General features: G+C 73.5%; 22 protein-coding genes and 1 pseudogene. 10 read left to right on the top strand and 13 right to left on the bottom strand.

Going from position 1 to position 25443, the window contains the following annotated elements; genetic code table 11:
- Positions 1-8 precede the first annotated feature (8 nt).
- Positions 9-1487: a dihydrolipoyl dehydrogenase family protein gene (locus tag OIE69_RS23555; protein WP_326575326.1), complete on the bottom strand. Its 1479-nt coding sequence runs from the start codon at positions 1485-1487 to the stop codon at positions 9-11.
- A gap of 192 nt (positions 1488-1679) precedes the next feature.
- Entirely contained in the window at positions 1680-4211 is a 2532-nt protein-coding gene (locus OIE69_RS23560) for a SpoIIE family protein phosphatase (protein ID WP_326575328.1), read from the bottom strand.
- Positions 4212-4444: 233 nt separating this feature from the next.
- On the opposite strand from OIE69_RS23560, the gene OIE69_RS23565 reads away from it, so the two are divergent.
- Together OIE69_RS23565 and OIE69_RS23570 are read left to right on the top strand one after the other, a co-directional pair.
- A complete protein-coding gene (locus OIE69_RS23565; RefSeq protein ID WP_018559864.1) occupies positions 4445-4885 on the top strand; it encodes an OsmC family protein in 441 nt (146 codons plus the stop codon).
- Between the two features lie 153 nt (positions 4886-5038).
- Positions 5039-5644, top strand: a complete 606-nt coding sequence (locus OIE69_RS23570; protein WP_326575330.1) for a TetR/AcrR family transcriptional regulator — start codon at positions 5039-5041, stop codon at positions 5642-5644.
- A gap of 51 nt (positions 5645-5695) precedes the next feature.
- On the opposite strand, the gene OIE69_RS23575 is transcribed toward OIE69_RS23570, so the two are convergent.
- Together OIE69_RS23575 and OIE69_RS23580 are read right to left on the bottom strand one after the other, a co-directional pair.
- Positions 5696-6004, bottom strand: a complete 309-nt coding sequence (locus OIE69_RS23575) for a GNAT family N-acetyltransferase (protein ID WP_326575332.1) — start codon at positions 6002-6004, stop codon at positions 5696-5698.
- Positions 6001-6270, bottom strand: a complete 270-nt coding sequence (locus tag OIE69_RS23580; RefSeq protein WP_089222690.1) for a DUF2630 family protein — start codon at positions 6268-6270, stop codon at positions 6001-6003. The genes OIE69_RS23575 and OIE69_RS23580 overlap by 4 nt, the downstream gene beginning before the upstream one ends.
- Positions 6271-6797: 527 nt before the next feature.
- On the opposite strand from OIE69_RS23580, the gene OIE69_RS23585 reads away from it, so the two are divergent.
- Together OIE69_RS23585 and OIE69_RS23590 are read left to right on the top strand one after the other, a co-directional pair.
- Positions 6798-7994: a MarP family serine protease gene (locus OIE69_RS23585; protein WP_326575335.1), complete on the top strand. Its 1197-nt coding sequence runs from the start codon at positions 6798-6800 to the stop codon at positions 7992-7994.
- A gap of 169 nt (positions 7995-8163) precedes the next feature.
- Complete coding sequence (locus OIE69_RS23590) at positions 8164-9069, top strand: DMT family transporter (RefSeq protein WP_326575337.1); 906 nt, start codon at positions 8164-8166, stop codon at positions 9067-9069.
- 71 nt (positions 9070-9140) lie between these two features.
- Here the strand turns inward: OIE69_RS23590 and OIE69_RS23595 are convergent, their stop codons facing one another.
- The 4 genes from OIE69_RS23595 to OIE69_RS23610 form a co-directional block, all read right to left on the bottom strand.
- A complete protein-coding gene (locus OIE69_RS23595) occupies positions 9141-10220 on the bottom strand; it encodes a glycerophosphodiester phosphodiesterase family protein (protein ID WP_326575339.1) in 1080 nt (359 codons plus the stop codon).
- A gap of 139 nt (positions 10221-10359) precedes the next feature.
- On the bottom strand, positions 10360-11019 hold the full coding sequence (locus OIE69_RS23600; RefSeq protein ID WP_326575341.1) for an HAD family acid phosphatase: 660 nt from the start codon (positions 11017-11019) through the stop codon (positions 10360-10362).
- Positions 11020-11079: 60 nt separating this feature from the next.
- Complete coding sequence (locus tag OIE69_RS23605; protein WP_326575343.1) at positions 11080-11274, bottom strand: DUF397 domain-containing protein; 195 nt, start codon at positions 11272-11274, stop codon at positions 11080-11082.
- Positions 11271-12083: a helix-turn-helix domain-containing protein gene (locus tag OIE69_RS23610; RefSeq protein WP_326575345.1), complete on the bottom strand. Its 813-nt coding sequence runs from the start codon at positions 12081-12083 to the stop codon at positions 11271-11273. Before OIE69_RS23610 ends, OIE69_RS23605 begins: the two co-directional genes overlap by 4 nt.
- A gap of 177 nt (positions 12084-12260) precedes the next feature.
- Here OIE69_RS23610 and OIE69_RS23615 point away from each other — a divergent pair, with 177 nt between their 5' ends.
- Positions 12261-12476 carry a DUF4287 domain-containing protein gene (locus OIE69_RS23615; protein ID WP_326575348.1) on the top strand — a complete coding sequence of 72 codons (216 nt, stop codon included), beginning with the start codon at positions 12261-12263 and terminating at the stop codon, positions 12474-12476.
- Between the two features lie 7 nt (positions 12477-12483).
- On the opposite strand, the gene OIE69_RS23620 is transcribed toward OIE69_RS23615, so the two are convergent.
- Positions 12484-13308 carry an arylamine N-acetyltransferase family protein gene (locus OIE69_RS23620; protein ID WP_326575352.1) on the bottom strand — a complete coding sequence of 275 codons (825 nt, stop codon included), beginning with the start codon at positions 13306-13308 and terminating at the stop codon, positions 12484-12486.
- Between the two features lie 59 nt (positions 13309-13367).
- A complete protein-coding gene (locus OIE69_RS23625; protein WP_326581378.1) occupies positions 13368-14057 on the bottom strand; it encodes a MerR family transcriptional regulator in 690 nt (229 codons plus the stop codon).
- A gap of 167 nt (positions 14058-14224) precedes the next feature.
- On the opposite strand from OIE69_RS23625, the gene OIE69_RS23630 reads away from it, so the two are divergent.
- From OIE69_RS23630 to OIE69_RS23645, 4 genes are all read left to right on the top strand, one after another.
- Complete coding sequence (locus tag OIE69_RS23630; RefSeq protein WP_326575354.1) at positions 14225-15736, top strand: flavin-containing monooxygenase; 1512 nt, start codon at positions 14225-14227, stop codon at positions 15734-15736.
- On the top strand, positions 15733-16665 hold the full coding sequence (locus OIE69_RS23635; RefSeq protein WP_326575356.1) for an alpha/beta fold hydrolase: 933 nt from the start codon (positions 15733-15735) through the stop codon (positions 16663-16665). Before OIE69_RS23630 ends, OIE69_RS23635 begins: the two co-directional genes overlap by 4 nt.
- Entirely contained in the window at positions 16662-17555 is an 894-nt protein-coding gene (locus OIE69_RS23640; RefSeq protein WP_326575358.1) for an SDR family oxidoreductase, read from the top strand. Before OIE69_RS23635 ends, OIE69_RS23640 begins: the two co-directional genes overlap by 4 nt.
- A gap of 97 nt (positions 17556-17652) precedes the next feature.
- A complete protein-coding gene (locus OIE69_RS23645) occupies positions 17653-17913 on the top strand; it encodes a hypothetical protein (protein ID WP_326575360.1) in 261 nt (86 codons plus the stop codon).
- 100 nt (positions 17914-18013) lie between these two features.
- Here the strand turns inward: OIE69_RS23645 and OIE69_RS23650 are convergent, their stop codons facing one another.
- The 3 genes from OIE69_RS23650 to OIE69_RS23660 form a co-directional block, all read right to left on the bottom strand.
- Positions 18014-21403, bottom strand: a complete 3390-nt coding sequence (locus OIE69_RS23650; protein ID WP_326575362.1) for a S41 family peptidase — start codon at positions 21401-21403, stop codon at positions 18014-18016.
- Between the two features lie 50 nt (positions 21404-21453).
- Entirely contained in the window at positions 21454-22659 is a 1206-nt protein-coding gene (locus tag OIE69_RS23655) for a serine hydrolase domain-containing protein (RefSeq protein ID WP_326575364.1), read from the bottom strand.
- 98 nt (positions 22660-22757) lie between these two features.
- Entirely contained in the window at positions 22758-24413 is a 1656-nt protein-coding gene (locus OIE69_RS23660; RefSeq protein WP_326575366.1) for an FAD-binding dehydrogenase, read from the bottom strand.
- Positions 24414-24521: 108 nt separating this feature from the next.
- On the opposite strand from OIE69_RS23660, the pseudogene OIE69_RS23665 reads away from it, so the two are divergent.
- A pseudogene (locus tag OIE69_RS23665) lies at positions 24522-25186 on the top strand (SDR family NAD(P)-dependent oxidoreductase).
- Positions 25187-25443: the final 257 nt, after the last annotated feature.

Consider the following 25443-nt stretch of genomic DNA (forward strand, 5'->3'; position numbering starts at 1 on the left):
CGTCTCCGTCAGCCTTCGCCGTCCGGCGCGTCCCGGTAGGTCTCCAGCAGCCGCAGCCACACCTCGCTCATCGTGGGGAAGGCCGGCACGGCGTGCCACAGCCGTTCCAGAGGCACTTCACCGGCGACGGCGATGGTGGCGGAGTGCAGCATCTCGCCGACCGACGGGCCGACGAAGGTGACGCCGACGAGGTGACCCCGGTCCAGGTCGACGACGGCGCGGGCCTTGCCCTTGTAGTCGTCGGCGTACAGCCCGGCGCCGGAGACGTTGCCGATCTCGTAGTCCACGATCCTGACGCGGCGGCCCTCCCGCGCGGCCTGCTCGGCGGTGATGCCGACGGCGGCGGCCTCGGGCTCGGTGAAGACGACCTGGGGGACGGCGACGTTGTCGGCGGTGGCCGCGTGCCGGCCCCAGGGGGCGGTGTCCAGGGGCTCCCCCTTGGCGCGGGCGGCGATGGCGGCGCCGGCGATACGGCCCTGGTACTTGCCCTGGTGGGTGAGGAGGGCGCGGTGGTTGGTGTCGCCCGCGCAGTACAGCCAGCCGCCCTCGACGTCCTTGACCAGGCAGGTGTCGTCGACGTTCAGCCAGGAGCCGGGGGTCAGGCCGACCGTCTCCAGGCCCAGGTCGTCGGTGTGCGGGACGCGGCCGGTGGCGAACAGGACCTCGTCGGTGACGAGTTCCGAACCGTCGGAGAGCACCAGGGTGATCGGCCCGGACTCCGACGCGCGCCGCAGCTGCGTGACCGACACGCCCGTGCGGATGTCCATCCCGGCGGCGCGCATGCCGTCCGCGACGAGCTCGCCCACGAACGGCTCCCAGCGCGGCAGCAGCCCGGAGCCGCGGACCAGCACGGTCACCTCGGAGCCGAGCGACCGCCAGGCGGTCGCCATCTCCACGCACACCACACCTCCGCCGACCACCACGAGCCGTCCCGGCACCTCGGGGGAGCTGGTGGCGTCGCGGCTGGTCCACACGTGGTCGTCGGCGATGCCGGGCAGGTCGGGCAGCTGCGCGCGGGTGCCGGTGCACACCGCCACGGCGTGCCGGGCGGTCAGGACGCGTTCGCCGCCGTCGGGGGTCTCCACGACGACGCGGCGCGGCCCGTCGAGCCGTCCGCGTCCCCGGACGAGATCGATGCCGGCCGAGTCCAGCCAGGTCACCGCCCCGTCGTCCTTCCAGTTGCCGGTCCACCAGTCGCGCCGGGCCAGCACCGCGGCGGCGTCCAGCCGCCCGCCGGCCGCCTCCCGTGCCCCCGCGACCGCCCGCGCGGCGTCCAGGGCCGCCTGCGGGCGCAGCAGCGCCTTGCTGGGGATGCACGCCCAGTACGAGCACTCGCCGCCGACCAGCTCCGCCTCGACCACCACCGTGGTCAGTCCGGCCTGCCTGGTGCGGTCGGCGAGGTTCTCCCCGGTGGGGCCCGCGCCGATGACGATGACGTCGTAGGTGTCCGTGCTCGCGTTCGTACTGCTGTCTGCCGCCGTGGTCATGGTTCCACCGTAGGCAACACCGCGTCCGCGCACAGCCGGAACCACCGTGTCCCGCCGCTTCACCCGCCCGCGGCCGTGCCTGCGGACGTGGCGCTTCGGGGACGGGACCTCGTGCGACTGGTAGGCCATCAGGGCGAGGCCGGAGGCGGCGCCGAAGCGCGCCGGTGCCCGCGGCCACCGGTCGTGGGCGCGTCACGCGGGGAGTTGCTGCTCCGTCCAGATGACCTTGCCGCGGTCGGTGTAGCGGGTGCCCCAGCGGCGGCAGAGCTGGGCGACGAGGAAGATGCCGCGGCCGCCCTCGTCGGTGGTGGCGGCGCGGCGCAGGCGGGGGGAGGTGCCGCTGGCGTCGGCGACCTCGAAGACCAGGGCGCGGTCGCGCAGCAGCGTGGCCCGCACGGGGCCGGCGCCGTGGCGGATGGCGTTGGTGATCAGCTCGCTGGCGATCAGCTCCGTGGTGAAGGCCAGCTCGTCGAGGCCCCAGGCCCGCAGACGGCGGGTGATCGCGGAGCGGAGGGCGGAGACGGCCGCCGGGTCGTCGGGCACGTCCCAGCCGGCGACCTGGCGCTCGTCCAGGGTCCGGGTGCGGGCGACGAGCAGGACGACGTCGTCGGCCGAGGGGGCGGGGCGCAGCGCGGCCTCGAGCGCCGCGCAGACCTCCTCCGGCGGGCAGCCGCGCGGCACGGCGGTGAGGGCGCGGCCGAGGCGGCGCATCCCGGTGTCCGGGTCGAGGTGGCGGCCCTCGATGAGGCCGTCGGTGTAGAGGACGATGCCGCTGCCCTCCGGGACCGCGAACTCGGCGGTCTCGAAGGGGAGTCCGCCCAGGCCCAGGGGCGGCCCGGCGGGCAGGTCGGGGAAGCTCACCTCGCCGCCGGGGGCGAGCAGCGCCGGCGGCGGATGCCCGGCGCGGGCCAGCTGGCAGCGCCGGGTGACCGGGTCGTAGACCGCGTAGAGGCAGGTAGCGCCCGCGAGGCCGGGACCGGTGCCGCTCTCGTCGTCGAGGCGGACGACGAGGTCGTCCAGGCGGCCCAGCAGCTCGTCCGGGGGCAGGTCGAGGGCGGAGAAGTTGTGCACGGCCGTGCGCAGCCTTCCCATGGCGGCGGCGGCGTGGATGCCGTGGCCGACGACGTCGCCGACGACCAGCGCCACGCGCGCCCCGGAGAGCGGGATCACGTCGAACCAGTCGCCGCCGACCCGGCCGCGGGCCGCCGGGAGGTAGCGGTGCGCGACGTCCACGGCGTGCTGCTCCGGTACGCCGCGCGGCAGCAGGCTGCGCTGGAGTTCCAGGGCGAGGTGGTGCTCGCGGGTGAAGAGCCGCGCGTTGTCGATGCAGACGGCGGCGCGGGCGGCGAGGTCGCGGGCGAGGGTGAGGTCGTCGTCGGCGAACGGTTCGGTCCGCGCGGCGCGTTGGAAGGTGGCGACGCCCAGCAGGGTGTCCCGGGCGCGCAGGGGGACGGCGATGACGGCGCGCGGTTCGCCGTCCGGGCCCGGGGAGGTGTCGCGGACCGCGGAGCCGCCGCACAGGGCTCTGGCCTGGGGGCTGCCGGGGACGAGGCGAATCGGTTCACCCCTGGCGTGGGGCCCGTACGCGGCACCGGGGGCCGCGCCGCTCGCCGCCACCCGGCGCAGCTCCGCCCCGGGGCCGACGGGGGCCGTGCCGTGCAGGACGGGGCAGAACAGGTCGACGGTCGCGTGGTCGGCGAAGCGGGGCACCGCGGCCTCGACGATCTCGCGGGCGGTACGGGAGACGTCGAGCGTGGTGCCGATCCGCAGGGCGGCGTCGCTCAGCAGTTCCAGGCGGCGGCGCGCGGCGACGGCGAGGCGGCCCACCCCCGCTTCGCCGACCAGCAACGGGCGGCGCGCGGCCCCGCCGGTGCCGCCGCCGGGCGACCCGCCGTCCCCGGGCACGCTGACCTCCACGACGGCGCCGCCCGCGACGGGCCGGCACAGCAGGTGGGCCGTGCGGCCGCGGGAGAGGGGGAGTTGGAGCGCCTCCCGCCGTCCGGCGGCGATCAGCCCGGCCGCGGTCTCGGTGAGCGCCGACTCGTCCCCGTCGGTGAGACCTGCCGGGGGCCCGACGCCATGGAAGCGCCCGGCGTCGTCCAGCCGCAGGGGGGCGGCCGTGGTGGCGCGGTGCTCGGCGGTCAGGTAGCTGTGCAGCAGGGCGCGTTCGCGTTCGCCGCACTCCTCGAGGAGCCGCTGCTCGATGGCGAGGGCGCAGCCGCGGGCGAGTTCGGCCATGAGGGGGTGCGCGTCGCCGTACAGGCTGGTGAGGTCGAGGACGCCCTCCACCCGTCCGCTGACGGGATGGCGGACGGGTACGCCGAAGCAGGTGAAGCCGCGCAGGGCGGCGGAGAAGTGTTCCTCGCCGGAGACGCGGACGGGCTGCCGGGCGGCCAGGGCGGTGCCGATGCCGTTGGTCCCGGCGTCGAGTTCGTGGTAGCTGAACCCGGGGGCGAGCCGGACCCGGTCCAGGGCCGGCAGCAACGGGGGCTCGGCGGCCCGGCGGTCGATCACCAGCCCCCGGTCGTCGGTGAGCAGGACGGCGGTACGGGTGCCGGAGAGCGTGCCGGCGAGCCGGTCGAGGACGGGCCCCGCGGCCCGGACCAGGGCCCCGGTGGGGTCGAGGTCGTCGGTGTACGGGACCTCGAACCGCTCGGGGTCGAGGCCGGCGGTCTGACAGCGCTCCCACGAAGCGAGGATCGGTACCCGCACGGATTCGACCACCAGGCTCACTCCTTGACGTCCGCGTCCCAGGTCCCGAACGTAGGGCGGCGGCACGGCGGCGGGGGGCGGGTCGGTGAAATCCCTGCGTACAGCCACTCTTGTGGGTGACGGCCCGTTTGACAGGGGGCAACACGACCGTCACGGCGCGGGAGATCGCTTCGCGAAGCGGTGCGCCGTGGTGAAGACTTGGACCCGCCGCAGCCGTACTCACTCCGCACTCGGGAGGATCCACCATGTCCACCACGCCGCACTCCACCACGCGGGTCGCGCACACCGTCTGGGACGGCAGTCTGACGGAGGGCAGCGGGGTCGTGACCCTCGACTCCTCCGGCATCGGGGAGTACCCGGTGACCTGGGTCGCCCGCTCGCAGGAGCCGGGCGGGAAGACCAGCCCCGAGGAGCTCATCGCCGCCGCCCACTCCAGCTGCTTCTCGATGGCCCTGTCGGCCGGCCTGGGCAAGGCGGGCACCCCGCCGACCCGGCTGCGCACCCAGGCCGACGTCACCTTCAAGCCGGGCACCGGCATCACCGGCATCCACCTGACCGTCGAGGGCGAGGTGCCGGGGATGGACGAGGCGGAGTTCGTCAAGGCGGCCGAGGACGCCAAGGCGAACTGCCCGGTGAGCAAGGCGCTGGCCGGTACGGAGATCACGCTGACGGCCTCGCTGGCCTGACGCCGAACGGCACCGGACCGGAGCCGCACGGCACCGGCCAGGAGCCGGAGCATGTGCCCCGCCCATCGAAACGTTTCGGTTTCGGTGGGCGGTGCCATATTGTCGTTGGGATACGAAACCGTTTCGCAGGGGACGAGAGACGGAGCACGGAACATGACGACCGACGCGAGCGCACCGGCGCGCCGCACCCGGCTGACGCCCGAGCGGGAGCAGGAGCTGTACGGCGCGGTGATCGATCTGCTGCGCGAGGTCGGGTACGACGCGCTGACGATGGACGCGGTCGCCACCCGTACCCGGTCCAGCAAGGCCACCCTGTACCGGCAGTGGAAGAGCAAGCCCGAGCTGGTCGTGACCGCGCTCAAGTGCACCAAGCCGGTGCACGTGGAGAACGTCGACACCGGCTCGCTCCCCGGCGACCTGCACGAGCTCGCCGACCGCATCGGCGACGGCTCGGACGTGGACACCCCGCTGATCCGTGGCCTGGCCCACGCCTCCGCCACCAGCCCCGACCTCGCCGAGGCGATGCGCCAGCACCTGATCGAGCCCGAGCTCTCCGGGGTGCGGCAGCTGCTGGGGCGGGCGGCCGACCGCGGTGAGATCGACGCCGCCGTCCCCGCGGCCGAGTTCATGCCGCACATGATGCTCGGCGCCGTGATCACCCGCCGCCTGCTGGAGGACGTGGAGGTCGACGCGGCCTTCATGCACCGCTACATCGACGCGGTGGTGCTGCCGGCGCTCGGCATCGGGCAGGCCCGCTGACGCCGGCCGCCCGGTGGCTCACGCCCGGCCGCCCGGCGCCGGTCGCCGGGGCTAGTCGCTGACCGCGCTGCGCGGCCGGTACTCCAGGTCCTCGTACTCGGGGTGGTGCGCGATCCAGCCCGCGATGAACGGGCAGGCCGCCAGCACGCTCTGGCCGCGCTCCCGCGCCTCGTCCAGCGCGTGGCGGGCGAGCGAGGAGCCCACGCCCCGGCCCTCGAACTCCGGGTCCACCTCGGTGTGCAGGAAGGCGACCATCTCCGGGGTGCGGATGTACGTGGCGAAGCCCGCCAGCCTGCCCTCGACGTGCGCCTCGTAGCGCCGCGCCCCGGTGGCGTCCGTCACCTTCGCGTCGCTCTTCACGACTGGTAGCCCTCCACCGTGCCCGTGGAGCGCACCCGCGCCTCGCCCGGGTCGCCGCCCGCCTCGGTCTTGGCGCGGCGCTGGCGGAGGAGGTCCCAGCACTGGTCGAGCTCGCGCTCCAGCGCGTCGAGCCGCGCCCGCTCGGTCTCGCCGTCCATCCGTCCCTCGCTGAGGAGCTCGCGCAGGGTCCTCTCGTCGGAGACCATCGCGCTGATCCGTTCCAGGATCGCCTTCTCGGGGCGATCTCCCGACTGCTGCTCGGTCACGGCCCGCACCTCCTCGGTCGTCGGCACCCACTCTAGGCAGCCCGTTGCGCCCAGGCGATCGAAACACTTGCGTTTCGATAGGGCTGCCTCTAGTGTCGACGCGTACGAAACGGTTTCGTGTCGCGCCGGGGGTCGGGGGCCGGGGGTTGCGCGACGCATGGTGGCGCGCCGGTAAGTGACGTCCAGGTGTACCGGAGCGGAATTACCGCCCGGGACGGGAATGCCGGCGGCGCCCCGGTCGTCGTCATACAGGGGGACTGAGCTGCGGGGCCGCCCCTGAGCGGTGGGAGGGTCCCGCACGCGCCGACCCGTGGGGACGGGGTGCGGTGCGACGGAGGGCCCGGTGCCGGAGTCCGTGTGATGCACACGGAAGCCGCGCCGGGCCTTTCCCATGTGATTCCACGGCGATCCGGGGCGTCCGGGGCGGATGTGACGGAATCTGCGTGCGGTGTGCCGCAAAAGGGAACCTATGGTCAGTTAATGTGCGTTTTCACTGGTCCACAGGGTTTCGTCGAAAGGCCCCTCGGTTGAACCTGCTCGACCTCCTGCTCCTGGTGCTGACCGTCGCCTACGCCGTCGCCGGTTTCCGGCGCGGGCTCGTCGCGGGCTGCATCTCGCTCGCGGGCTTCCTCGGCGGTGCGGTGGTCGGTGTGTGGCTGCTGCCGTACGTGCTGCAGTACGTCGAGCCGGGCACACCGCGGGCGACGCTGGTCGCGCTGCTCACCGTCCTGGTGCCCGCGGCCGGTGGGCACGCCCTCGCCTCCGGGGTCGCCTGGAAGGCGCGGACCGGACTGGACTGGGGCCCGCTGCGCTGGCTCGACGGGGCGGGCGGCGCGGTGGCGAACGCGGTGGCCGTGCTGCTGGTCTCCTGGGTGGCCGCAAGCGTGCTGGTGAGCTCCTCCTCCAGCGTGCTGGCCCAGTCGATCCGCGGGTCCGAGGTGCTCGGCGCGGTCCAGGACACGATGCCCCGGCAGGCGCCGACCTGGTTCAGCAGGGCGACCAGCGCACTGGCCGAGGCCGGGTTCCCGCAGGTGTTCAACCCCTTCGAGTCCGAGCCCGTCAACGGGGTGCCCGCGCCCTCCGGGGACAACGTCACCGCGGCCACGGCCGGCGCCGCCGCCCGCAGCACCGTCAAGATCGAGGGCGTCGCCTTCGTGGACGGCCGCCGCCAGGGCCAGGAGGGCACCGGCTTCGTCTACGCCGACGAACACGTCATGACCAACGCCCATGTGGTGGCCGGGGTGGACGACCCCGCCGTGCAGGTCGGCGGCGTCGGGCGGGCCTACCGGGCCACCGTCGTGCTCTTCGACCCCGGCAAGGACATCGCCGTCCTGGACGTCCCGGGGCTGAAGGCGCCCGCACTGAGCTTCACCGACGACGCCGTGCGCGGCGACGGCGCGGTCGTGGCGGGCTACCCGCAGGACGGCGGCCTCGACCTGCGCGCCGCGACGGTGGCCGGGCGCATCCGCGCCACCGGACAGGACATCTACGGCGAGGGCGCCGTCACCCGCGACATCTACCAGGTCCGGTCCGTGGTGCGCCCCGGCAACTCCGGCGGCCCGCTGCTGGACACCTCCGGACGCGTCTACGGGGTGGTCTTCGCCCGCTCCACCGCCGACTCCACCACGGGCTACGTGCTGACCGCCGACGAGGTGCGCTCCGACGCCCTGCGCGGGGCAACCGCCACGCAGCCGGTGGACACCGGCGACCGCGCCGCGCTGTGACGGCCGCACGGTGACTGCGGGACCGCGGCGGGCCTCCGCATACGTTCGACGTTAGACTTTCCATTCACGTGGAAAACCGGACGAATACCTTTGAACGGTCGAGCGTCGTCCGGCGCCGAGCCGGACGAGGACGACCGCGGCCGAGTACGTGGGGAGTGGTGCCGTCCTCATGATCTCCATCCTCTTCGCCGTCCTCGCGGCCTGCAGCAACGCCTTCGGTACGGTCCTGCAGCGGCGCGCGGTGCTCACCGTCCCCGCCTCGAAGTCCCTGCGCCTGGGTCTGATGAAGGACCTGCTGCGCACGCCTGTGTGGCTCGCCGGAATACTCGGCGTCATCCTGGCCGCGATCTTCCAGGCGCTGGCGCTGGGCACGGGGTCGCTCGCGGCGGTCCAGCCGGTGTTCATCCTGGAACTGCCGCTGGCCCTGGTGATCGGCGGCATGGTCTTCCACGTCGAGCTGTCCCACAAGGCGTGGGCCTGTGTGGCGTGCATCGCCGGCGGCCTGGCGCTGTTCCTCTTCTCGATGGCGCCCAGCGGGGGGCGCGAGCAGGTTCCGGGCATCTGGTGGGTGCCGACCCTGCTGATCGTCGGCGGGCTCGGCGCGGTGCTGGTGCTCGCCGGGCTGCGGCGGCCCAACGGCCTGATGCGCGCCGCCTGCCTGGGCGGGGCGGCCGCGGTGGGCAACGCCCTCACGGCCGCGCTGATCAAGTCGTCCATGGACATCCTGGAGCACCAGGGCGTCGCGGCCTGGCTGCTGTCCTGGCAGACCTACGCGTTCGCCGCGGCCGGCGGGTTCTCGCTGTTCCTGCTGGGGACCGCCATGCAGGGGGGACCGCTGATCGCCTCCCAGCCCGCCCTGACGCTCGGCGACGCCGTCGTCGGCTTCTGCCTCGGGGTCACGCTCTACGGCGAGCAGCCGCGCACCGGCTTCTGGCTGCTGCCCGCGCTGGTGGGCTTCGCGGTGCTCAGCTACGGCGTCTTCGCGATGTCCCGCACCCAGTGCCTGTACAAGTGCGTCCACCCCGAGGAGCACCTGGCGAGCCCGGCCGGGGAACCCGCCGCCTCGACCATGTGAACCGCACGCGCGGACGCCCCCGGAACCGGCAGCCGGTCCCGGGGGCGTCCGCGCGTGCGGGGCGCCGCTCGTCAGTGGCGCGGGGCGGGGTACGCCTTGGGCAGGCGCATGCCGCGGTCGGCCATGATCTGCCGGACGTGGTTGGGGTAGTCGGTGATGATGCCGTCGATGCCCATGTCCATCAGGGCCTCGATGGTCGGGTTGTCGTCACAGGTCCACGGGATGACCTTCAGGCCGCGCTCGTGGGCGTCGTCCACCATCTTCTCGGTGACGTAGAACTTGAAGCTCGGGTCGGCGATGGTGCCGTTCTGCGGCATGCCGTAGACCGGGGAGAGCGCCTTGACGCCCGGTATGGCGGCGGCGGCCTTGACGAAGTCGCCGTCGTAGTCGTCGGCGTCGATGCCGCCGAGCCACGGGGAGGCGCCGGGCTTGCCGACCTGGAGGAAGTCGTAGTTGGTGAGCGCCACCAGCGGGTACTTCGGCGCGAGCTTGTGCATCTCGTTCAGGGCGCCCCAGTCGAAGGACTGGATGGTGACCTGCTTCTCGATGCCCGAGCGGTGGATCTCCTCGAAGACGCGGCGCACGAACAGCTCGCGCGGCGCGGTCTGCTCGGGGGCGCCGGCCTCCACCTTGGTCTCGATGTTGAGCTTGACCTTCTTGGCCTTGTAGCTCTTGACCAGGCCGAGGACGTCCTTGAGCTCCACCATGCGGTGGCCCTTGACCTGCTCCTGCTCGGGGAAGCCGGGCAGCTGCTGGTAGCCGCAGTCCATCGTCTTGATCTGCGCCAGCGTCAGGTCCTTGATGTACTTGCCGACGTAGGGGTACATCGGGTCGCCCGGCGTGACGGGACCGGTGTCCTTGCACTTCTGGGCGCTGATCTGGCGGTCGTGGTTGACGACGACCTTCTGGTCCTTGGTGACGTGGGTGTCCAGCTCCAGGGTGCTCACCCCGAGGCGCAGGGCCTTGCCGAAGCCCTCCAGGGACTCCTCCGTGGTCATGCCGATGCCACCGCGGTGGGCCTGCAGGTCGAAGGAGGCCTTGTGGGAGTGACCGTGGCCGTGGTCGTGGTGGGCGGTGGCCGCCTGGGCGGCGGTGGGGACCACGAGCGCGGGCACGACGGCCAGGGCTGCGATTGCGTGCCGGAGGGACATTTACACCTCGTCTATATCGGGCGAACGGGACCTCGTGACGCTAAGCCGCAGGTCGAGCCCGTACGAAGCCCGCGCATGAGGGCATGGTGAACGCCCGGGAAACGATCGCTCCCCGGGCGCCGGGCGGTCTCGGGCGGGGTCAGTCGAGCAGGCCGTCGTAGTCCGGGAGCTTGAAGGTGCGCTCGGCGTGGCCGCCCACCAGGTCGGTGGTGTTGTTGCCGATGTTCGCGACGATCGCGTAGCCGCGCTTCTCGATGGCGGCGCGCTGCGCCGTCTTGTACGCGCTGACCTCGTCGAAGAGGTCCGGGATCGAGCGGCCGTAGAGTCCGGCGACCGGGTAGCCCGCGCGGTCGAGGTTGTAGAGCGTGGCCGGGTGGATGAAGTCCGGCCGGGCGGTGACGAAGAAGACGTCCACGCCGCGGGAGTCCGCGTACCGGGCGAGGTCGCGGGTGGGCGCCACAGCGGGCGGGAACCACCAGTCGAAGTACGTCTCCAGCGAGGTGTTGTCGATGTCCAGCACGATCGCGAGCTTCTCGCCGGGGCGCGCGGCGGACGTGCGGTCCTGGACGTAGGCGCGCGCCTGGTCGATCACGGGGCGTACGTCCCGCAGCCAGGTCTCGTGGTCGACCGAGGCGGCGGTGGAGGCGGTGGCTGAGGCCGTGGTGGCCGCCGCCACCGTGCCGCCGGTGCGCCCGGCGGCGTGCGCGTCGGCGGGGAGCGCGAGGCCGGACACCCCGGCGGCGATGATCGCCGCGACGACGGCGCCGCGTCTCCACGTGAGGGTTTTGAGGGTTGTCATGCACCGTACGTTCGCTGGTGCGGGTGAGCGGAAACCGGCGTACGGATTACTGGTTGGTAACTATCCTTGGGGTTCGCGCAATTGGCCGGCAAAGGCCACGAACGCGGTCCACGCGTCCGGCTCGAAGGCCAGAGCGGGGCCGGACCTGTCCTTGGAGTCCCGCACGTGGACGGCGGCCGGGCCGACCGCCACCTCGACGCACTGACCGCCGTCGCTGCCGCTGTGACGGGACGTGAACCACACGAGAGCGCTCACAGTTCACTCGCAATCTGCTCGATCACCTTCGCCGAGTCCTCCGGCGTGAGGGCCTGCGCCCGGATCATTCCATAGCGCTGGTGGAGCAGACTGACCCTTTTCCGGTCATCGGTGAGCAGGCCCCCGGCCTGACCCTCCGCGTAGGCGAGCAACTGGCGGTCGGGGTTCTCCAGCAGGGTGAAGGGGCCGTCGAGGCCGGCGTGCGCCTCGTAGCGGGCCGGCATCACCTGGATCTGGACGTTGCGCCGCCGGCCCACCTCGGCGAGGTGCGACAACTGGGCGCTCATCACGGACCGTCCGCCCGTGGGGCGGCGCAGCACCCACTCCTCCAGGACGAAGGAGAGCATGCACACGGGCCTGCGGACGATCAGTGCCTGGCGGGCCAGCCGGTCCTCGGTCCAGCGCTCGACCTCGTCCTCCTCCAGCGCCGGACAGCGGGCGCCGAACACGGCACGCATGTAGGCCTCGGTCTGCAGCAGGCCGTTGACGACGTGCGAGTCGTAGGCGCCCAGGCTCAGCGCCCGGGCCTCCTCGTCCGCGTACTCCCCGTACCCCACGGGCAGCTTCTCCCGCGACAGATGGGGGGCCACCGCCTTCAGCACCCCGGGTGAGCCGAGCAGTTGCTCCGCCCGGTCGATGAACGCCGTGCTGGCGATGCGCTCCCCGCACTCGATCTTGACGGTCTGCGACTTCGAGTAGCCCGTGTGCGCCGCCACCGCGTCCAGGGTGATTCCCCGGCCCTCGCGCAGTGTCTTGAGCAGGTCCCCGAAGATCCTCATGCTCACCGAGCGCTTGTCCTCGACCGTCATGCGGCCACCCCCGTCCGGCTCTCCTGGTGTCGTCCCGGGCGCCACGCTAGGCAGACGCTTCCCGGCGGCACACCGGGAACCGGCGGAATTCACCTGACCCGGGGAACGGCCTCCCGGTGTGGCGCAGGTCACAGCGGGGCGCCGATGGGTTCGCGGCGCCCGGCCGGTCCACCAGGCATGACGCAGAACGTGAAGGGCCCCGCGAGTTACTTCCCGTCGATCGAGAAGAAGTACGGCCGGCCGGTCGGGGAGTGGAAGGAGCTCATCCGCTCCTCCCCGCTGACCCGGCACATGGAGCTCGTCGGCTGGCTGAAGACCGAGCACGGCCTCGGGCACGGCCACGCCAACGCGCTGGTGGCGCACACCCTCGCCGAGGGGACGGCCGCGTCGTAGCGCCGGGTCACCCCGGCAGTCGCGTCCCCTCGGGGAGTCTTACGCCGAAGTCGTCCGCCAGGACCCGCAGCACCTCGTCCTCGTCGGCCAGTTCGCGCTCCTTGCGGGTGCCGTCGGCGGCCGTCTCCGTCAGGCGGCGTCCGGTGAGGGAGAGGTGGGCGCCGCCGGTGGTGCGCTGGACGTAGAGGTCGCGGGAGAAGGGGGAGCGCGGATTGGTCGCGACGTGCCAGTTGATGACCTCGTAGTCCGGGGCCTGGAAGGGCTCGACGGTGAAGGCGTACTGGTCCTCCCATCCGCCGTCCGCGGCGCCGGGCAGGTTCGCCTGGAGCTTCCACAGTTCCAGCGGGCCGTCGTGCGGCGCGTGGACGAGCCGGTGGCGGCGCGGGGCGTCGTGCAGCTCCTCGTCCGCGAGCAGCGGCAGCGGCTCCAGCAGCGAGCCGATGCTGCCGAAGCCGACGTCGGTCACCCACGGCACCTGTTCGCCGGGCACCTCGGTGAGCATGAGCATGTGCGTACGGGGGCGGACGTCCCCCGGCTCGGCCCCCACCAGGACGCGCGCGGTGAGCAGCGTGACCCGGAACCCGAGGGCGGTGAGCGCCGCGGCGAACAGGGTGTTGTGCTCGTAGCAGTAGCCGCCGCGTGTGCCGCGGACGAGCTTGGCCTCCAGGTCGGGCAACGCGAGCGAGGGCGCCCGGCCCAGGACCGGGTCGAGGTTCTCGAAGGGGATGCCCAGCAGGTGGGCGCGGTGCACGGACCGCAGCACCTCCGCCGTGGGACGGCGCTCCCCGGTCCAGCCGATGCGGGCGAGATAGGCATCGAGATCGAGAGTCATGGGACCACAGTACGGATGCCCGGCCGCGTGTACGGGGTGTCCGCGGGCGGCGCGCGAGGTCACCGCCCCAGTTCCTCGCGCAGCCTGCGGTCGACCGCCAGGGCGAGTTCCGCCTCGACGACGGCCTGCACCAGGGGGCGCAGCCGGGCGATGGCCTCGGTGAGCCGGGTGGTGTCGCCGGACTGCAGGTCGGCCTCCGCGTCCGGCAGGACGTAGGTGCGGGCCAGTTCGACGAACCGCTCGGCGAGCGGGTCCATGCGGTCCCGCATGTCGCGGCCCGTGGCGAGCACCTCGGCGAGCGGGACGCCCTCCCGGACCAGCGCGGCCGAGGCCTCCAGCAGCCGGCGGCTGACGTGCACCACGTCGTCGCCGTCGACGGCGATGTAGCCGATGTCCAGGGCGGTGGCCAGGTTCTCGGCGGTGGCCTGGTCGCCGTAGTGGTCGGCGAGGCCCTCGGGGGTAAGCCGCAGCGGCTCCTCCTCCGACCAGCGGGTGGGCAGTGCCGGGTCCAGGCCGAGGAGTTCGCCGACGTCGTGGCGGCCGCTCTCCCAGGCGTCCATCAGCTCGGCGATGCCGCCGAGGGTGTGGCCGCGCTCCAGCAGCGCCGTGATGGTCCGCAGCCGGGCCAGGTGGTGGTCGTTGTACCAGGCGATCCGGCCCTCGCGGCGTGGCGCGGGGAGCAGCTTGCGCTCCCGGTAGAAGCGGACGGTACGGACCGGGACACCGGCCGCCTCCGCCAGCTCGTCCATCCGGTACTCGCGCTCGTGCGTCGCCACGCCGGTCAGCCTATGCGGTGGGCGCGGCACATCGCGTGGCCCGGCCTCTACCGCTGGTAACGCCTTCTGGTCTACGCTCCGAACCGTGCCAGTGAACGCTGGCGCGATTCGGTACAGGGGCGACACCGAGAGGCGGCGGTATGGCCGGACACGGCGAACACGTGCGGGTTGCGGTGATCGGATCGGGGTTCGGCGGACTCGGCGCCGCCGTGCGGCTGCGACGCGAGGGGATCACCGACTTCGTCGTCCTGGAGCGCCGGGACTCCGTCGGCGGGACATGGCGCGACAACAGCTACCCGGGGTGCGCCTGCGACGTGCCCTCGCACCTGTACTCGTTCTCCTTCGCGCCCAACCCGGAGTGGCCGCGCACCTTCTCCGGCCAGCCGCACATCCGGGCCTACCTGGAACGGGTCGCGGACACCTTCGGCCTCCGCCCGCACCTGCGCCTCGGCACGGAGGTGACCGAGGCCCGCTGGGACGCCGGCGCCCGGCACTGGCGCATCACCACCTCGCGCGGCGAACTCACCGCAGACGTCCTGGTCTCGGCCACCGGACCGCTGTCCGACCCCAAGCTGCCGGACGTCCCGGGCCTGGACGCCTTCCCCGGGCGGGTCTTCCACTCCTCGAAGTGGGACCACGACTTCGACCTCAAGGGCAAGAGGGTCGCCATGGTCGGCACCGGGGCCTCCGCGATCCAGATCGTGCCCGCGATCCAGCCCGAGGTGGAGAGCCTGACGGTGGTGCAGCGGACGCCCCCGTGGGTGATGCCGCGCATGGACCGCGGGATCAGCCGTGCCGAGCAGTGGCTGCACGGCAAGGTGCCGGCCACCGCCAGGGCGCGGCGCGGACTGCTCTGGCTGATCCGCGAGTTCCAGGTCGGCGCGTTCACCAAGCGCCCGGCGATGATGCGCGGCGCGCAGGCCGTCGCCGCCTCGCACATGCGCAAGACCGTCAAGGACCCGGCGCTGCGCGCCAAGCTGACCCCCGACTACCGGATCGGCTGCAAGCGCATCCTGCTGTCCAACGACTACTACCCGGCGCTCGCCCGGCCCAACACCGAGGTCGTCGCCTCCGCGCTGAAGGAGGTGCGCGGCTCGACCCTGGTCATGGCCGACGGCACCGAGCGCGAGGCCGACGCGATCGTGTTCGGCACCGGCTTCCACGTCACCGACATGCCCGTCGGGGAGCGGGTGTTCGGCGCCGACGGCCGCTCGCTGGCCGAGCACTGGAAGGGCGGCATGGCCGCGCTGCGCGGCTGCGCCGTCGACGGCTTCCCCAACCTGCTGTTCGTCATCGGGCCCAACACCGGCCTCGGGAACAGCTCGATGATCCTGATGATCGAGTCCTCACTGAACTACGTCGCGGCGTACCTGCGCGCCCTGGACACCACCGGGGCCGCGGCGCTCGACGCCCGACCGGAGGCCGTGCGGTCCTGGAACGACGAAGTGCAGCGCCGCATGGCCCGCACGGTGTGGAACACCGGGGGCTGCGTCAGCTGGTACCTGGACGAGCAGGGCCGCAACACCACGGTCTGGCCCGGGACGACCGCCGAGTTCCGGCGCGCCACACGGCGGCTGGACCTCCAGGAGTACGAGATCGTGCCCGCCGGTGCCACCGAGGAGCGCCCGGAGCGCGTGGAGGTGGCCTCGTGACCGCGTCCGTCTTCGACCTGCCGGCCACCCGGCGCACGCACTCCGTGCGGTCCGCGGACGGCACCCGCATCCACGTGGAGGAGTACGGCCCCGAGGCCGGCACCGCGCCCACCGTGGTGCTGATCCACGGCTGGACCTGCAGCACCCTGTTCTGGGCCCCGCTGATCCACGAACTCGCCGGGGAGTACCGGGTCGTGGCCTACGACCAGCGCGGCCACGGCGGCAGCGGGACCCCGCGTCGCGGCGGCTACGGCACCGGCGCGCTCGCCGACGACCTCACCGCGGTCCTGGAGTCCGCCGTCGAGGGCGACGAGAAGGTGGTGCTGGTCGGCCACTCCATGGGCGGGATGACCGCGATGGCGGCGGGCGACCGTGCCGCCGTGCAGTCCCGCACGGCCGCGGTTCTGCTGGCCAGCACCGGCAGCGGACGGCTGCTCGCCGAGGCGGCGGTTCTGCCGCCGCGGGTGCGCAGCAAGCGGCTGCGCGACGCCTTCCACCGCTTCCTGCTGGTCAGTTCGGCGCCGCTGGGCCCGCAGTCCGCGGTGACCCGGGCCGCGCTCAAGTACGGGATCCTGGGCGCGGCGTCGAGCAGGGAGCTGGTGGCCGCCACCGCCCGCATCGTGCACGCCTGCGGGCGCCGGCAGCGAGCCGGGTGGGGCCGGGTGCTGGCCGGGCTCAACCTCGACGCGGGCGTCTCCGCGCTGCGCGCGCCCACCGCCGTGCTGGTGGGCGGCGACGACAAGCTCACCCCTCCGGTGCACGCCCACGGCATGGCCGCCCGGCTCTCCCGGTGCGCCGGGCTCACCGAGCTGCCGGGCCTCGGCCACATGACCCCGCTGGAGGCGCCGGCCGCGGTCGCGGGCGTCGTACGCACCCTCGTCGAGGACCATCTGCGCCCCGGGGCCCAGGTCAGGGAGGAGACGGCATGAGCAGGTCGCTGAACGGGCAGGTCGCGGTGGTGACCGGCGCCGCCCGCGGGGTGGGGTCGCTGCTCGCCCGCAGACTCGCCGCGCGAGGCGCCCGGTTGGCGCTGGTGGGGCTGGAGCCGGACGAACTGAAGCGCGTCGCCGAGGAGATCGGCCCCGACACCGGGTGCTGGACGGCCGACGTCACCGACCGGGAGGCGATGGCCCGGGTGGCCGCGGAGATCGTGGAGCGCTACGGCCGCGTCGACGTCGTCGTCGCCAACGCCGGTGTGGCGACGGGCGGTCCGTTCCTGGACGTGGACCCCGCCGACTTCGAACGGGTCGTCCAGGTCAACCTGCTGGGCAGCGTGGTGACCGCCCGCGCGTTCCTGCCGGCGCTCGTCGCCTCGCGCGGCTACCTGCTGCAGATCGCCTCGCTCGCCGCGATCACCCCGGCCCCGCTGATGACCGCGTACTGCGCCAGCAAGGCGGGGGTGGAGGCCTTCGCGCACTGCCTGCGCGCCGAGGTCGGCTTCAAGGGCGTCAAGGTCGGTGTGGGGTATCTGAGCTGGACCGACACCGACATGGTGCGTGGCGCCGACGAGGACGACGTGATGCGCGAGGCCCGCTCCCGGCTGCCCTGGCCGGCCAATCGCACCTACCCGCTGGAGCCCGCGGTCGAGCGCATCGCGGACGGGATCGCGCGCCGCTCGCCGCATGTCTACGCCCAGTGGTGGCTGCGCGGAACGCAGTCCGTGCGCGGGTACTTGCCCGGCCTGATCGGCGGCGCTCTGGGACGGCGCGAGATGCGCCGCCTGGAGCCGAGGATCACCGCCGCGGGCGGCATCCGGCAGGGACTCGTCGGCCGCGGAGGGGCCGCCGACGAGCGTGCCCGTTCGGAAAGACCCGTCTGACCAGCGCCGTTCACGGTACGCATTCGTCCGAAATGCGTACCGTGTCCGGCCGTGTCAGCCTGGTCGAGGCCCATCCGCACATCACGAAGGAGTGATCATGGGCAAGAACGACCCCACGCGAAACAAGGCCGGGCAGCAGCAGCACCGCCCGCAGGCTCAGCCCCAGGGGCAGGAGCGTATCGGCCAGACCCGTGAGCGCGCTCAGGGCATGGCCGACGACCCGATGCGCCAGCAGGGCAAGCCGCAGCACCGCGAGCCCGGCCACGGCCAGCCGTCCAAGCCCGAGTCGATGCCCAAGGGCGACCGCGAACGCCGGCGTTCGCCGGAGGAGATCGACGAGCGGCGGGAACGGTCCTGACCCGCGTGGTCCAGGAGTGAACGAGGAGGGGCGCGTCCGTACAGGGCGCGCCCCTTCCGCCGTCCTCGGCCCGGCCCACCGCCGTCCCCGGCGGGGAGGCTCAGGGACGCGGGGGGAGCGGAGGCCGCCGCCGGTCCGGGCGGTCGGACAGATCGGGCGGTGTGGAGGCCGGGTGCTTCTCCAGCAGGTCCAGTGCCGTCTGCACGGCGATCTCCAGGTCGGTGCGCCGGCCCTCCGCCCAGTCCAGCGGGGTGCGGATGACCGGGATGTCCGGCTCCACGCCGTAGTTCTCCACCGCCCACCCGTAGGCCTCGAACCAGGCGGCGTTCATCGGCACCGTGATCACCGTGCCGTCGCCCAGCCGGTGCCGGCCGGTCATGCCGACCACGCCGCCCCAGGTGCGGTGGCCCACCACCGGGCCGATGCCCAGCAGCCGGAACGTGGCGGTGATCATGTCTCCGTCGGAGGCCGTCGCCTCGTCCGCCAGCGCCACGATCGGGCCCCGCGGGGCGTTGCCGGCGTAACTCACCGGCTGCGCGTGGCGGGTGTGGTCCCAGCCGAGGATCTTGCGGGTCAGGCTCTCCACCACCAGGTCGCTGATGTTGCCGCCCGCGTTGCCGCGCACGTCGACGATGAGCGCCGGGTGGACGATCTCGATGCGCAGGTCGCGGTTGAACTGCGCCCAGCCCGAACCGCCCAGGTCGGGGATGTGCAGATAACCGCACCTGCCCTCGCTCAACGCCCGTACGACCGCGCGCCGTTTGGCCACCCAGTCCTGGTAGCGCAGCGGCCGCTCGTCCACCAGCGGCACCACCGCGACCCGGCGCGGATGCCCGCCGTCGGGCGGGACGAAGGTCAGCTCCACCGTGGTCCCGCCGGCGGCCGACAGCAGCGGGCCGGGTCCGGCGTCCGGATCGACGGCACGGCCGTCGACGTGGGTCAGCGCGGCGCCCTCCAGGACGCCGGTGCCGGCCAGCGGCGAACGGGCCTTGGAGTCCGAGGACTCGCCGGGCAGGATGCGCGTGACCACCCACCGGCCGTCCTTGGTGTGCACGAAGTTGACGCCGAGCAGGCCGATCGGCCGCTGGTAGTGCGGCGGCCCCTCGCTGCGGCGGGCCGGTGCCACGTACGCGTGCGAGGTGCCCAGTTCGCCGAGGACCTCGCGCTGCAGGTCGGCGAACTCGTCCGGGGTGGCGACCCGTTCGACCAGCGGACGGTACTGGTCGAGGATCGCCGGCCAGTCGATGCCGCACATGTCCGGCGCCCAGAAGTAGTCGCGGATGATCCGCCCGGCCTCCTCGAACGCCTGACGCCACTCGGTGGGCGGGTTCGCCTCGTGCAGGATCCGGCGCATGTCGATGTAGACGGTGGAGTCCAGGTCGCCAGGCTCGTACGCCGGGACCACCGTCAGGTCGCCCTCGTCGAAGACCACCAGCTGCGTGCCGTCGCCGCTGATCCGGTACCAGTCCATGTGCCGTACCAGCTCGACCCGCTTGGACTTGGCCAGGCCGAAGTACTCCAGCGTGGGCCGGGCGGAGGGATCGGTCGGATTGACGAAGGTCTCGCCGAGCGCGCCGGAGATCGGCCAGCGCAGCCAGGTCAGCCCGCCCCGTACCGCCTCCAGCGAGCTGTACTTGGAGGCGGGCACCGGGAAGGGCGTCACCCGCATCGGCAGACCGGCCGCCTCCACCGCGAGCGGCCCCTCGGTGAAGCCGGTCGGGTCCAGCCCGCCCCCCGGCGGCCGGCCCTCCACGGGCAGGGCGAAGGGCGAGGGCGTCGCCGAGTGCAGCGGTACGAGGTGCGGGCGGCAGCCCAGCGGGAAGGACAGGTCGCCGGTGTGCACGTCGTACACCGGGTCGAAGCCGCGCCAGGACAGGAAGGCCAGGTAGCGGCCGTCGCGGGTGAAGACCGGCTGCTCGTCCTCGAAACGGCCGTTGGTGACGTCGATGAGGGTGTGCTTGCCGGTCTCCGGGTCCGGGCTCAGCCGGGCGATCCGGATCTTGCGCAGGGAACGGCCGATGACCGGGTGGGACCAGGCGATCCAGTCGGAGTCCGGGGAGAAGGACAGGTCACGGACCGGACCGTTGGAGGAACGGACGAGCTCGGCCACCACGCCCGATTCCGCGTCGACCATCAGCAGCCGCCCGTCGTGGGAGGCGACGGCGAGGATCTGGCCGTCGGGGGAGGGCACCAGTTCGTGGACGCGGCCGAGCAGCCCGCACGCCAGCCGCGTGCCGCCGCTGCGGCACGGGGGCCGCGGCACGGTCTGCCCCTCGGCGGCCGCGATGTCCTGCGCTGCCCCGTCCGCGTCCTCTTCCCCGGCCTCCGCCCCCGTCTCCGAGGCCCGCAGCGCCTGCGCGACGGCGTCGTCGGCGTCGGCGATCTCGGCGGCGGCCAGTGCCGCGGGGCGCCCCGGCAGCGCGGCGATCTCGATGGCGTCCTCGCCCTCGGCGTCGGTGACGAAGGCGATCCGCCCGGTGTCGCCCAGCATGACCGGCAGCCGGACCCGCGACCCGGGCACGTCGGAGATGGTGCGCGCGGGCCCGTCGCGGTGGGTCAGCCAGTACAGGCTGCCGCGCACGCACACCGCGCTGGCGCGGCCGGTGCGGTCCACGGCCAGCCCGTCCAGGTACGCCGAGGCCGGGACCTGGTACGGGCGCCGGCCCGCGCGCGGGCCGCCGAGGTCGACGGCGACGCGACGCGGCACCGCATCCGGGCCGAGGTCGTCGACCAGCCACACCTCGCCCGCGCACTGGTAGACCACGCGCGTGCCGTCGGTGGCGGCGCTGCGGGCGTAGAAGTCGGCGTGGTCGGTGTGCCGCCGCAGATCCGTGCCGTCCGGCAGGCAGGAGTACAGGTTGCCGATGCCCTCGTGGTCGGAGAGGAAGGCGATGCGCCCCCCGACGAACATCGGCGACTCCAGGTGGCCGTCGATCTCCGGCACCAGCCGCCGGCACTGCAGCCACAGCCGCCCGGTCGCGCCGCCCCGGTACCGCTTCCACGAGGCCGGCTCGTGCGGCGCGGTCGCCGTCAGCAGCAGCGTCCGGTGCTCGCCCTCCTCGCTGTCGTCCACGGCGATGTCCGACACCGGGCCCCAGGGCAGCCGGCTGCCGGGACCGCCCTCGGACGGGACGCCGTAGGCCCAGGTGTAGTGCGAGAACGGTTCGCCGTGGGAGGAGACCGCCAGGATCCGGCCGTCCGGCGTCCAGGCGCGCACACGCGTGTCGGTGCTGCCCCAGTAGGTCAGCCGGCGGGCCGGGCCGCCCTCGACCGGCGCGACGTACACCTCGGGGTCGAGGGAGCGCCAGCTGTTGAAGGCGATCACCGAGCCGTCGAGGGAGAACCGCGGATGCCCGACCCGGGTCCGGTCGGCCGTCACCCGCCACGCGCGCCCCTCGTCCAGGGGCGCGACCCAGATGTCGTCCTCGGCGACGAAACAGAGCCGCTCGCCGTGAACATGCGGAAACCGGAGATATGCGGCGTCGCTCACTCATCCATCGTTCGCGGCTCCCGGAGCCCGGGCAACTTTTCCGGCCCGCGTCAGCGCAGGCACTCCCGCACCGCGCGGACCAGCGCCTGCGCGCGCGGATCCGCGGTGACGTTCTTCTGCATGCCGTTGGTGACATAGCCGAAGGCCACGCCCTCGCCGGGGTCCGCGAATCCCAGCGACCCGCCGCGGCCGGGGTGCCCGAAGGAGCCGGGGGACAGCAGCGGGGCGGCCGGGCCGTGCAGCATGAAGCCCAGGCCGAAGCGGGTGTTCACCACCAGCACGCGGTCCGGGCCCTCCGACTCCGGGGTGCGCGCCGAGGTGAGCGTCGCCGGGGCGAAGAGCCGGGCGCCGGGGCCCTCGACCTCCCCGATCAACGCGGCGTAGAAGCGGGCCAGCGAGCGGGCGGTGGCGATGCCGCCGGAGGCCGCCAGCTGCGCCGCGTGGTACCCGGGGTCGTTCTCGTCGGGCAGCGGGTCGATCGCGCCGAAGGCGCGCCGGGTCAGCGACGACGGGTCGTCGTACGCCTCGGTCACGTTCCGCTTGGGCCGCGCCCGCAGCCCGGCCGCGGCCGGCGGCGGCGGGGTCCGCACGGCGGCGATCCGCCCGACGCGGCGCTCCTCGCCCGTCGGCAGCCCGATCCACAGGTCGAGGCCGAGCGGGCGGGCGATCTCCTCCGCCACGTAGCGGCCGATGGGCCGGCCGCCGCTCGCGCGCTGCACCAGCTCGCCGATCAGCCAGCTGTACGTCTGCGCGTGGTAGCCGTGGTCCGTCCCCGGCGCCCAGAATGGGGCCTGCGCCGCGAGCGCCCGCGGACCGCTGATGCCGTCCTGCGCCTCCGCGGGGGTGAGCGGGGTGTCCAGCGCCGGCACACCGGCCCGGTGCGCCAGGGCGTCCCGGAACGTGACGCGCTCCTTGCCGGCGGTCTTGAACTCGGGCCAGTACGTGCCGACGGGCGCGTCGAGGTCGAGCTGGCCCCGCTGGTGCAGCAGGAGCAGGCACGCCGCCGCCACGCCCTTCGTCGCCGAGCGCACCACCTGCGCGGTGTCCCGCGCCCAGGGCGCGCCGCCGCCACCGTCCTCGTCCCCGTCGGCGGCGCCCGCCCACAGGTCCACGACCTTGCGGCCGTCCCGGTACAGGGCCACGGCCGCGCCGCGTTCGCCCCGCTCCTCGAAGTTCCGGACGAAGGCCTCTCGGACCGGCTCGAAGCCTTCCGCCACCGCCCCGTGGACGTCCACCACAGCCCGTACTCCCACCATGCGCCGCCGTTGTTGCTCCCCCCATGGTGCCTCCCTCCCGGGACCGGCCGGGACCGGGGTCGGGACGGAACGGGGCGGCGGCGCAGGGCGGCAGAAGGTCAGGCGGTCGCCTTCGCCGCCGCGCGGCCCGCCGTACGGCCGGAGAAGATGCAGCCGCCGAGGAACGTCCCCTCCAGCGAGCGGTAGCCGTGCATCCCGCCGCCGCCGAAGCCGGCCGCCTCGCCCGCCGAGTACAGCCCCGGCAGCGGCTCGCCGTCGGCGCGCAGCACCCGCGCGTCCAGGTCGGTCTCCATCCCGCCGAGCGACTTGCGGGTCAGGATGTTCAGCCGCACGGCGATCAGCGGGCCCGCCTTCGGGTCCAGCAGCCGGTGCGGGGCGGCGGTACGGATCAACTTGTCGCCGACGTAGTTGCGGGCCCCGCGGATCGCGGTGACCTGCAGATCCTTGGTGAAGGTGTTGGTGATCTCGCGGTCCCGGGCCTCGACCTCGCGGCGCAGCGCGGCCTCGTCGATCAGGTCGTCCTTGGTGATCGCGTTCATGCCGCGCACCAGCGCGGCGAGGTCGTCCTCCACGACGAAGTCCACGCCGTGCCGCTTGAAGGCCTCGACCGGGCCGGGCGCCCCCGGCAGCGCGCGCTTGAGCACATCGCGCACGCTCTTGCCGGTCAGGTCCGGGTTCTGCTCGGAGCCCGACAGCGCGAACTCCTTCTCGATGATCTTCTGGGTGAGGACGAACCACGTGTGCTCGTGCCCGGTGCGCATGATGTGCTCCAGCGTCCCCAGCGTGTCGAAGCCCGGGAAGAGCGGCACCGGCAGGCGCCTGCCGGTCGCGTCCAGCCACAGCGAGGACGGGCCCGGCAGGATACGGATGCCGTGCCTGGCCCAGATCGGGTTCCAGTTCTCGATGCCCTCGGTGTAGTGCCACATCCGGTCGCCGTTGATGAGATGCGCCCCGGCGGCCTCGGCGATCCCCAGCATCAGGCCGTCCACGTGCGCCGGGACGCCCGACAGCAGCTTGCGCGGCGGCGTGCCCAGCCGCTCCGGCCAGGCCTTGCGCACCAGGTCGTGGTTGCCGCCGATGCCGCCCGAAGTGACGATCACCGCCTGCGCCTTGAGCTGGAACTCCCCGCGGATCTCCCGCGAACTCGCCTGGCCGCGCTCGGCGTCGCTGTCCACCAGGACCTCGCCCGCCACGCCGTCCACCGCGTCGCCCGTCGTCGTCAGCGCCGTCACACGGTGCCGGAAGCGCAGCTCCACCAGGCCCTTGGCGACCGCCTCCCGCACCCGGCGCTCGAAAGGCGCCACCACGCCCGGGCCCGTGCCCCACGTGATGTGGAAGCGGGGCACCGAATTGCCGTGCCCCGTGGCGAGGTAGCCGCCGCGCTCCGCCCAGCCGACCACCGGGAAGAACCGTATCCCCTGCGCGTGCAGCCAGGACCGCTTCTCGCCCCCCGCGAAGTCCACGTACGCCTCGGCCCACTTGCGCGGCCAGCGGTCCTCGGCGCGGTCGAAGCCGGCGGTGCCCGTCCAGTCCTGCAGGGCGAGTTCGCGGCTGTCCTTGATGCGCATCCGGCGCTGCTCCGGGGAGTCGACGAGGAACAGCCCGCCGAAGGACCAGAACGCCTGGCCGCCGAGGTTGCTCTCCGGCTCCTGGTCGAGGAGGAGGACCTTGCGGCCCGCGTCGGCCAGCTCGGCTGTCGCGACCAGACCGGCCAGTCCAGCTCCGACGACGATGACGTCCGCGTCCAGCGCCATGGTGTGCCTTTCCGCTCCCCTTTGGTGTGCAGGCACGTTACGCTACGCGCGAGTAAGGAGGCGAGAGGTCAGCGCCTCGTAAATCACTCGCCGGCGGGGGATGACGCCATGCGCAGGTTCGAGGGACATGCCGCCGTCGTCACCGGAGGCGCCCAGGGCATCGGCGCGGCGACCGCCCGGCGCCTGATGTCCGAGGGCGCGGACGTCCTGCTGGCCGACCTGGACGGGGAGCGCGCCGCCGCGACCGCGCAGGCCCTCGCCGAGGAGACCGGCGGCCGGGCCGCGGCGGTGGGGTGCGACGTCGTCGACCAGGCCGCGGTGGACGCCGCGATGGCGTACGCCGCCGAGCGCTTCGGGCGGCTCGACGTGCTCGTCAACAACGCCTACGCCTGCCATGCGGACCCCCCGCGGTTCGAGGACATCCCCGACGCGGAGTGGTACGAGGACCTGGAGGTCACCCTCACCGGAGCCATGCGCTGCGCCCGCGCGGCGCTTCCGCTGCTCGCGGAGGCGGGCGGGCGCGGGGCGATCGTCAGCATCGGCTCCGTCAACGGCCACATGAACTTCGGCAACCACGCCTACAGCGCCGCCAAGGCGCGCTCGACCGCCTCGCCGAGGCGTACCCCCTCGGGCGGGTCGGCGAGCCCGACGACATCGCGGCGGCCGTCGCGTTCCTCGCGTCCCGGGACGCGTCCTGGATCACGGGCCTGACGCTTCCCGTCGACGGAGGCATTCTCGTCAACGGGTCGGCGTTTCGAGCGGCGCTTGATTGACGCCCGGGGTTGTGGTTGCTGCCCGGTTGTTGTGTGCGGGTTGTTTGCGCCTGCGGCGGGCGGTTCTCCCGCCCGCCCTCCCTCCCCCAGCCTTCGGCCGGGGGGACCCCCATCCGGCGCGGTCAGTGAACGCCTTGCAGGGTGCGTGGTGGGCCGGGGGCGGGGCCTCCGGGGCTGCACGTCCTGGACTGGGTTATTTACGTGCATGGCGGGCGGTACTTGTTGTGCCCCGGATGCCGCACACAAATATCCCGCAG

Source organism: Actinacidiphila glaucinigra, assembly GCF_035918135.1.
Taxonomy (GTDB): Bacteria; Actinomycetota; Actinomycetes; order Streptomycetales; family Streptomycetaceae; genus Actinacidiphila; species Actinacidiphila glaucinigra.

Coding starts and splice junctions, on each gene's coding strand:
- OIE69_RS23555 (WP_326575326.1), bottom strand. CDS start 1,487: ATGACCACGGCGGCAGACAGCAGTACGAACGCGAGCACGGACACCTAC.
- OIE69_RS23565 (WP_018559864.1), top strand. CDS start 4,445: ATGTCCACCACGCCGCACTCCACCACGCGGGTCGCGCACACCGTCTGG.
- OIE69_RS23570 (WP_326575330.1), top strand. CDS start 5,039: ATGACGACCGACGCGAGCGCACCGGCGCGCCGCACCCGGCTGACGCCC.
- OIE69_RS23590 (WP_326575337.1), top strand. CDS start 8,164: ATGATCTCCATCCTCTTCGCCGTCCTCGCGGCCTGCAGCAACGCCTTC.
- OIE69_RS23595 (WP_326575339.1), bottom strand. CDS start 10,220: ATGTCCCTCCGGCACGCAATCGCAGCCCTGGCCGTCGTGCCCGCGCTC.
- OIE69_RS23600 (WP_326575341.1), bottom strand. CDS start 11,019: ATGACAACCCTCAAAACCCTCACGTGGAGACGCGGCGCCGTCGTCGCG.
- OIE69_RS23610 (WP_326575345.1), bottom strand. CDS start 12,083: ATGACGGTCGAGGACAAGCGCTCGGTGAGCATGAGGATCTTCGGGGAC.
- OIE69_RS23615 (WP_326575348.1), top strand. CDS start 12,261: ATGACGCAGAACGTGAAGGGCCCCGCGAGTTACTTCCCGTCGATCGAG.
- OIE69_RS23620 (WP_326575352.1), bottom strand. CDS start 13,308: ATGACTCTCGATCTCGATGCCTATCTCGCCCGCATCGGCTGGACCGGG.
- OIE69_RS23625 (WP_326581378.1), bottom strand. CDS start 14,057: ATGGACGAGCTGGCGGAGGCGGCCGGTGTCCCGGTCCGTACCGTCCGC.
- OIE69_RS23630 (WP_326575354.1), top strand. CDS start 14,225: ATGGCCGGACACGGCGAACACGTGCGGGTTGCGGTGATCGGATCGGGG.
- OIE69_RS23640 (WP_326575358.1), top strand. CDS start 16,662: ATGAGCAGGTCGCTGAACGGGCAGGTCGCGGTGGTGACCGGCGCCGCC.
- OIE69_RS23645 (WP_326575360.1), top strand. CDS start 17,653: ATGGGCAAGAACGACCCCACGCGAAACAAGGCCGGGCAGCAGCAGCAC.
- OIE69_RS23655 (WP_326575364.1), bottom strand. CDS start 22,659: ATGGTGGGAGTACGGGCTGTGGTGGACGTCCACGGGGCGGTGGCGGAA.
- OIE69_RS23660 (WP_326575366.1), bottom strand. CDS start 24,413: ATGGCGCTGGACGCGGACGTCATCGTCGTCGGAGCTGGACTGGCCGGT.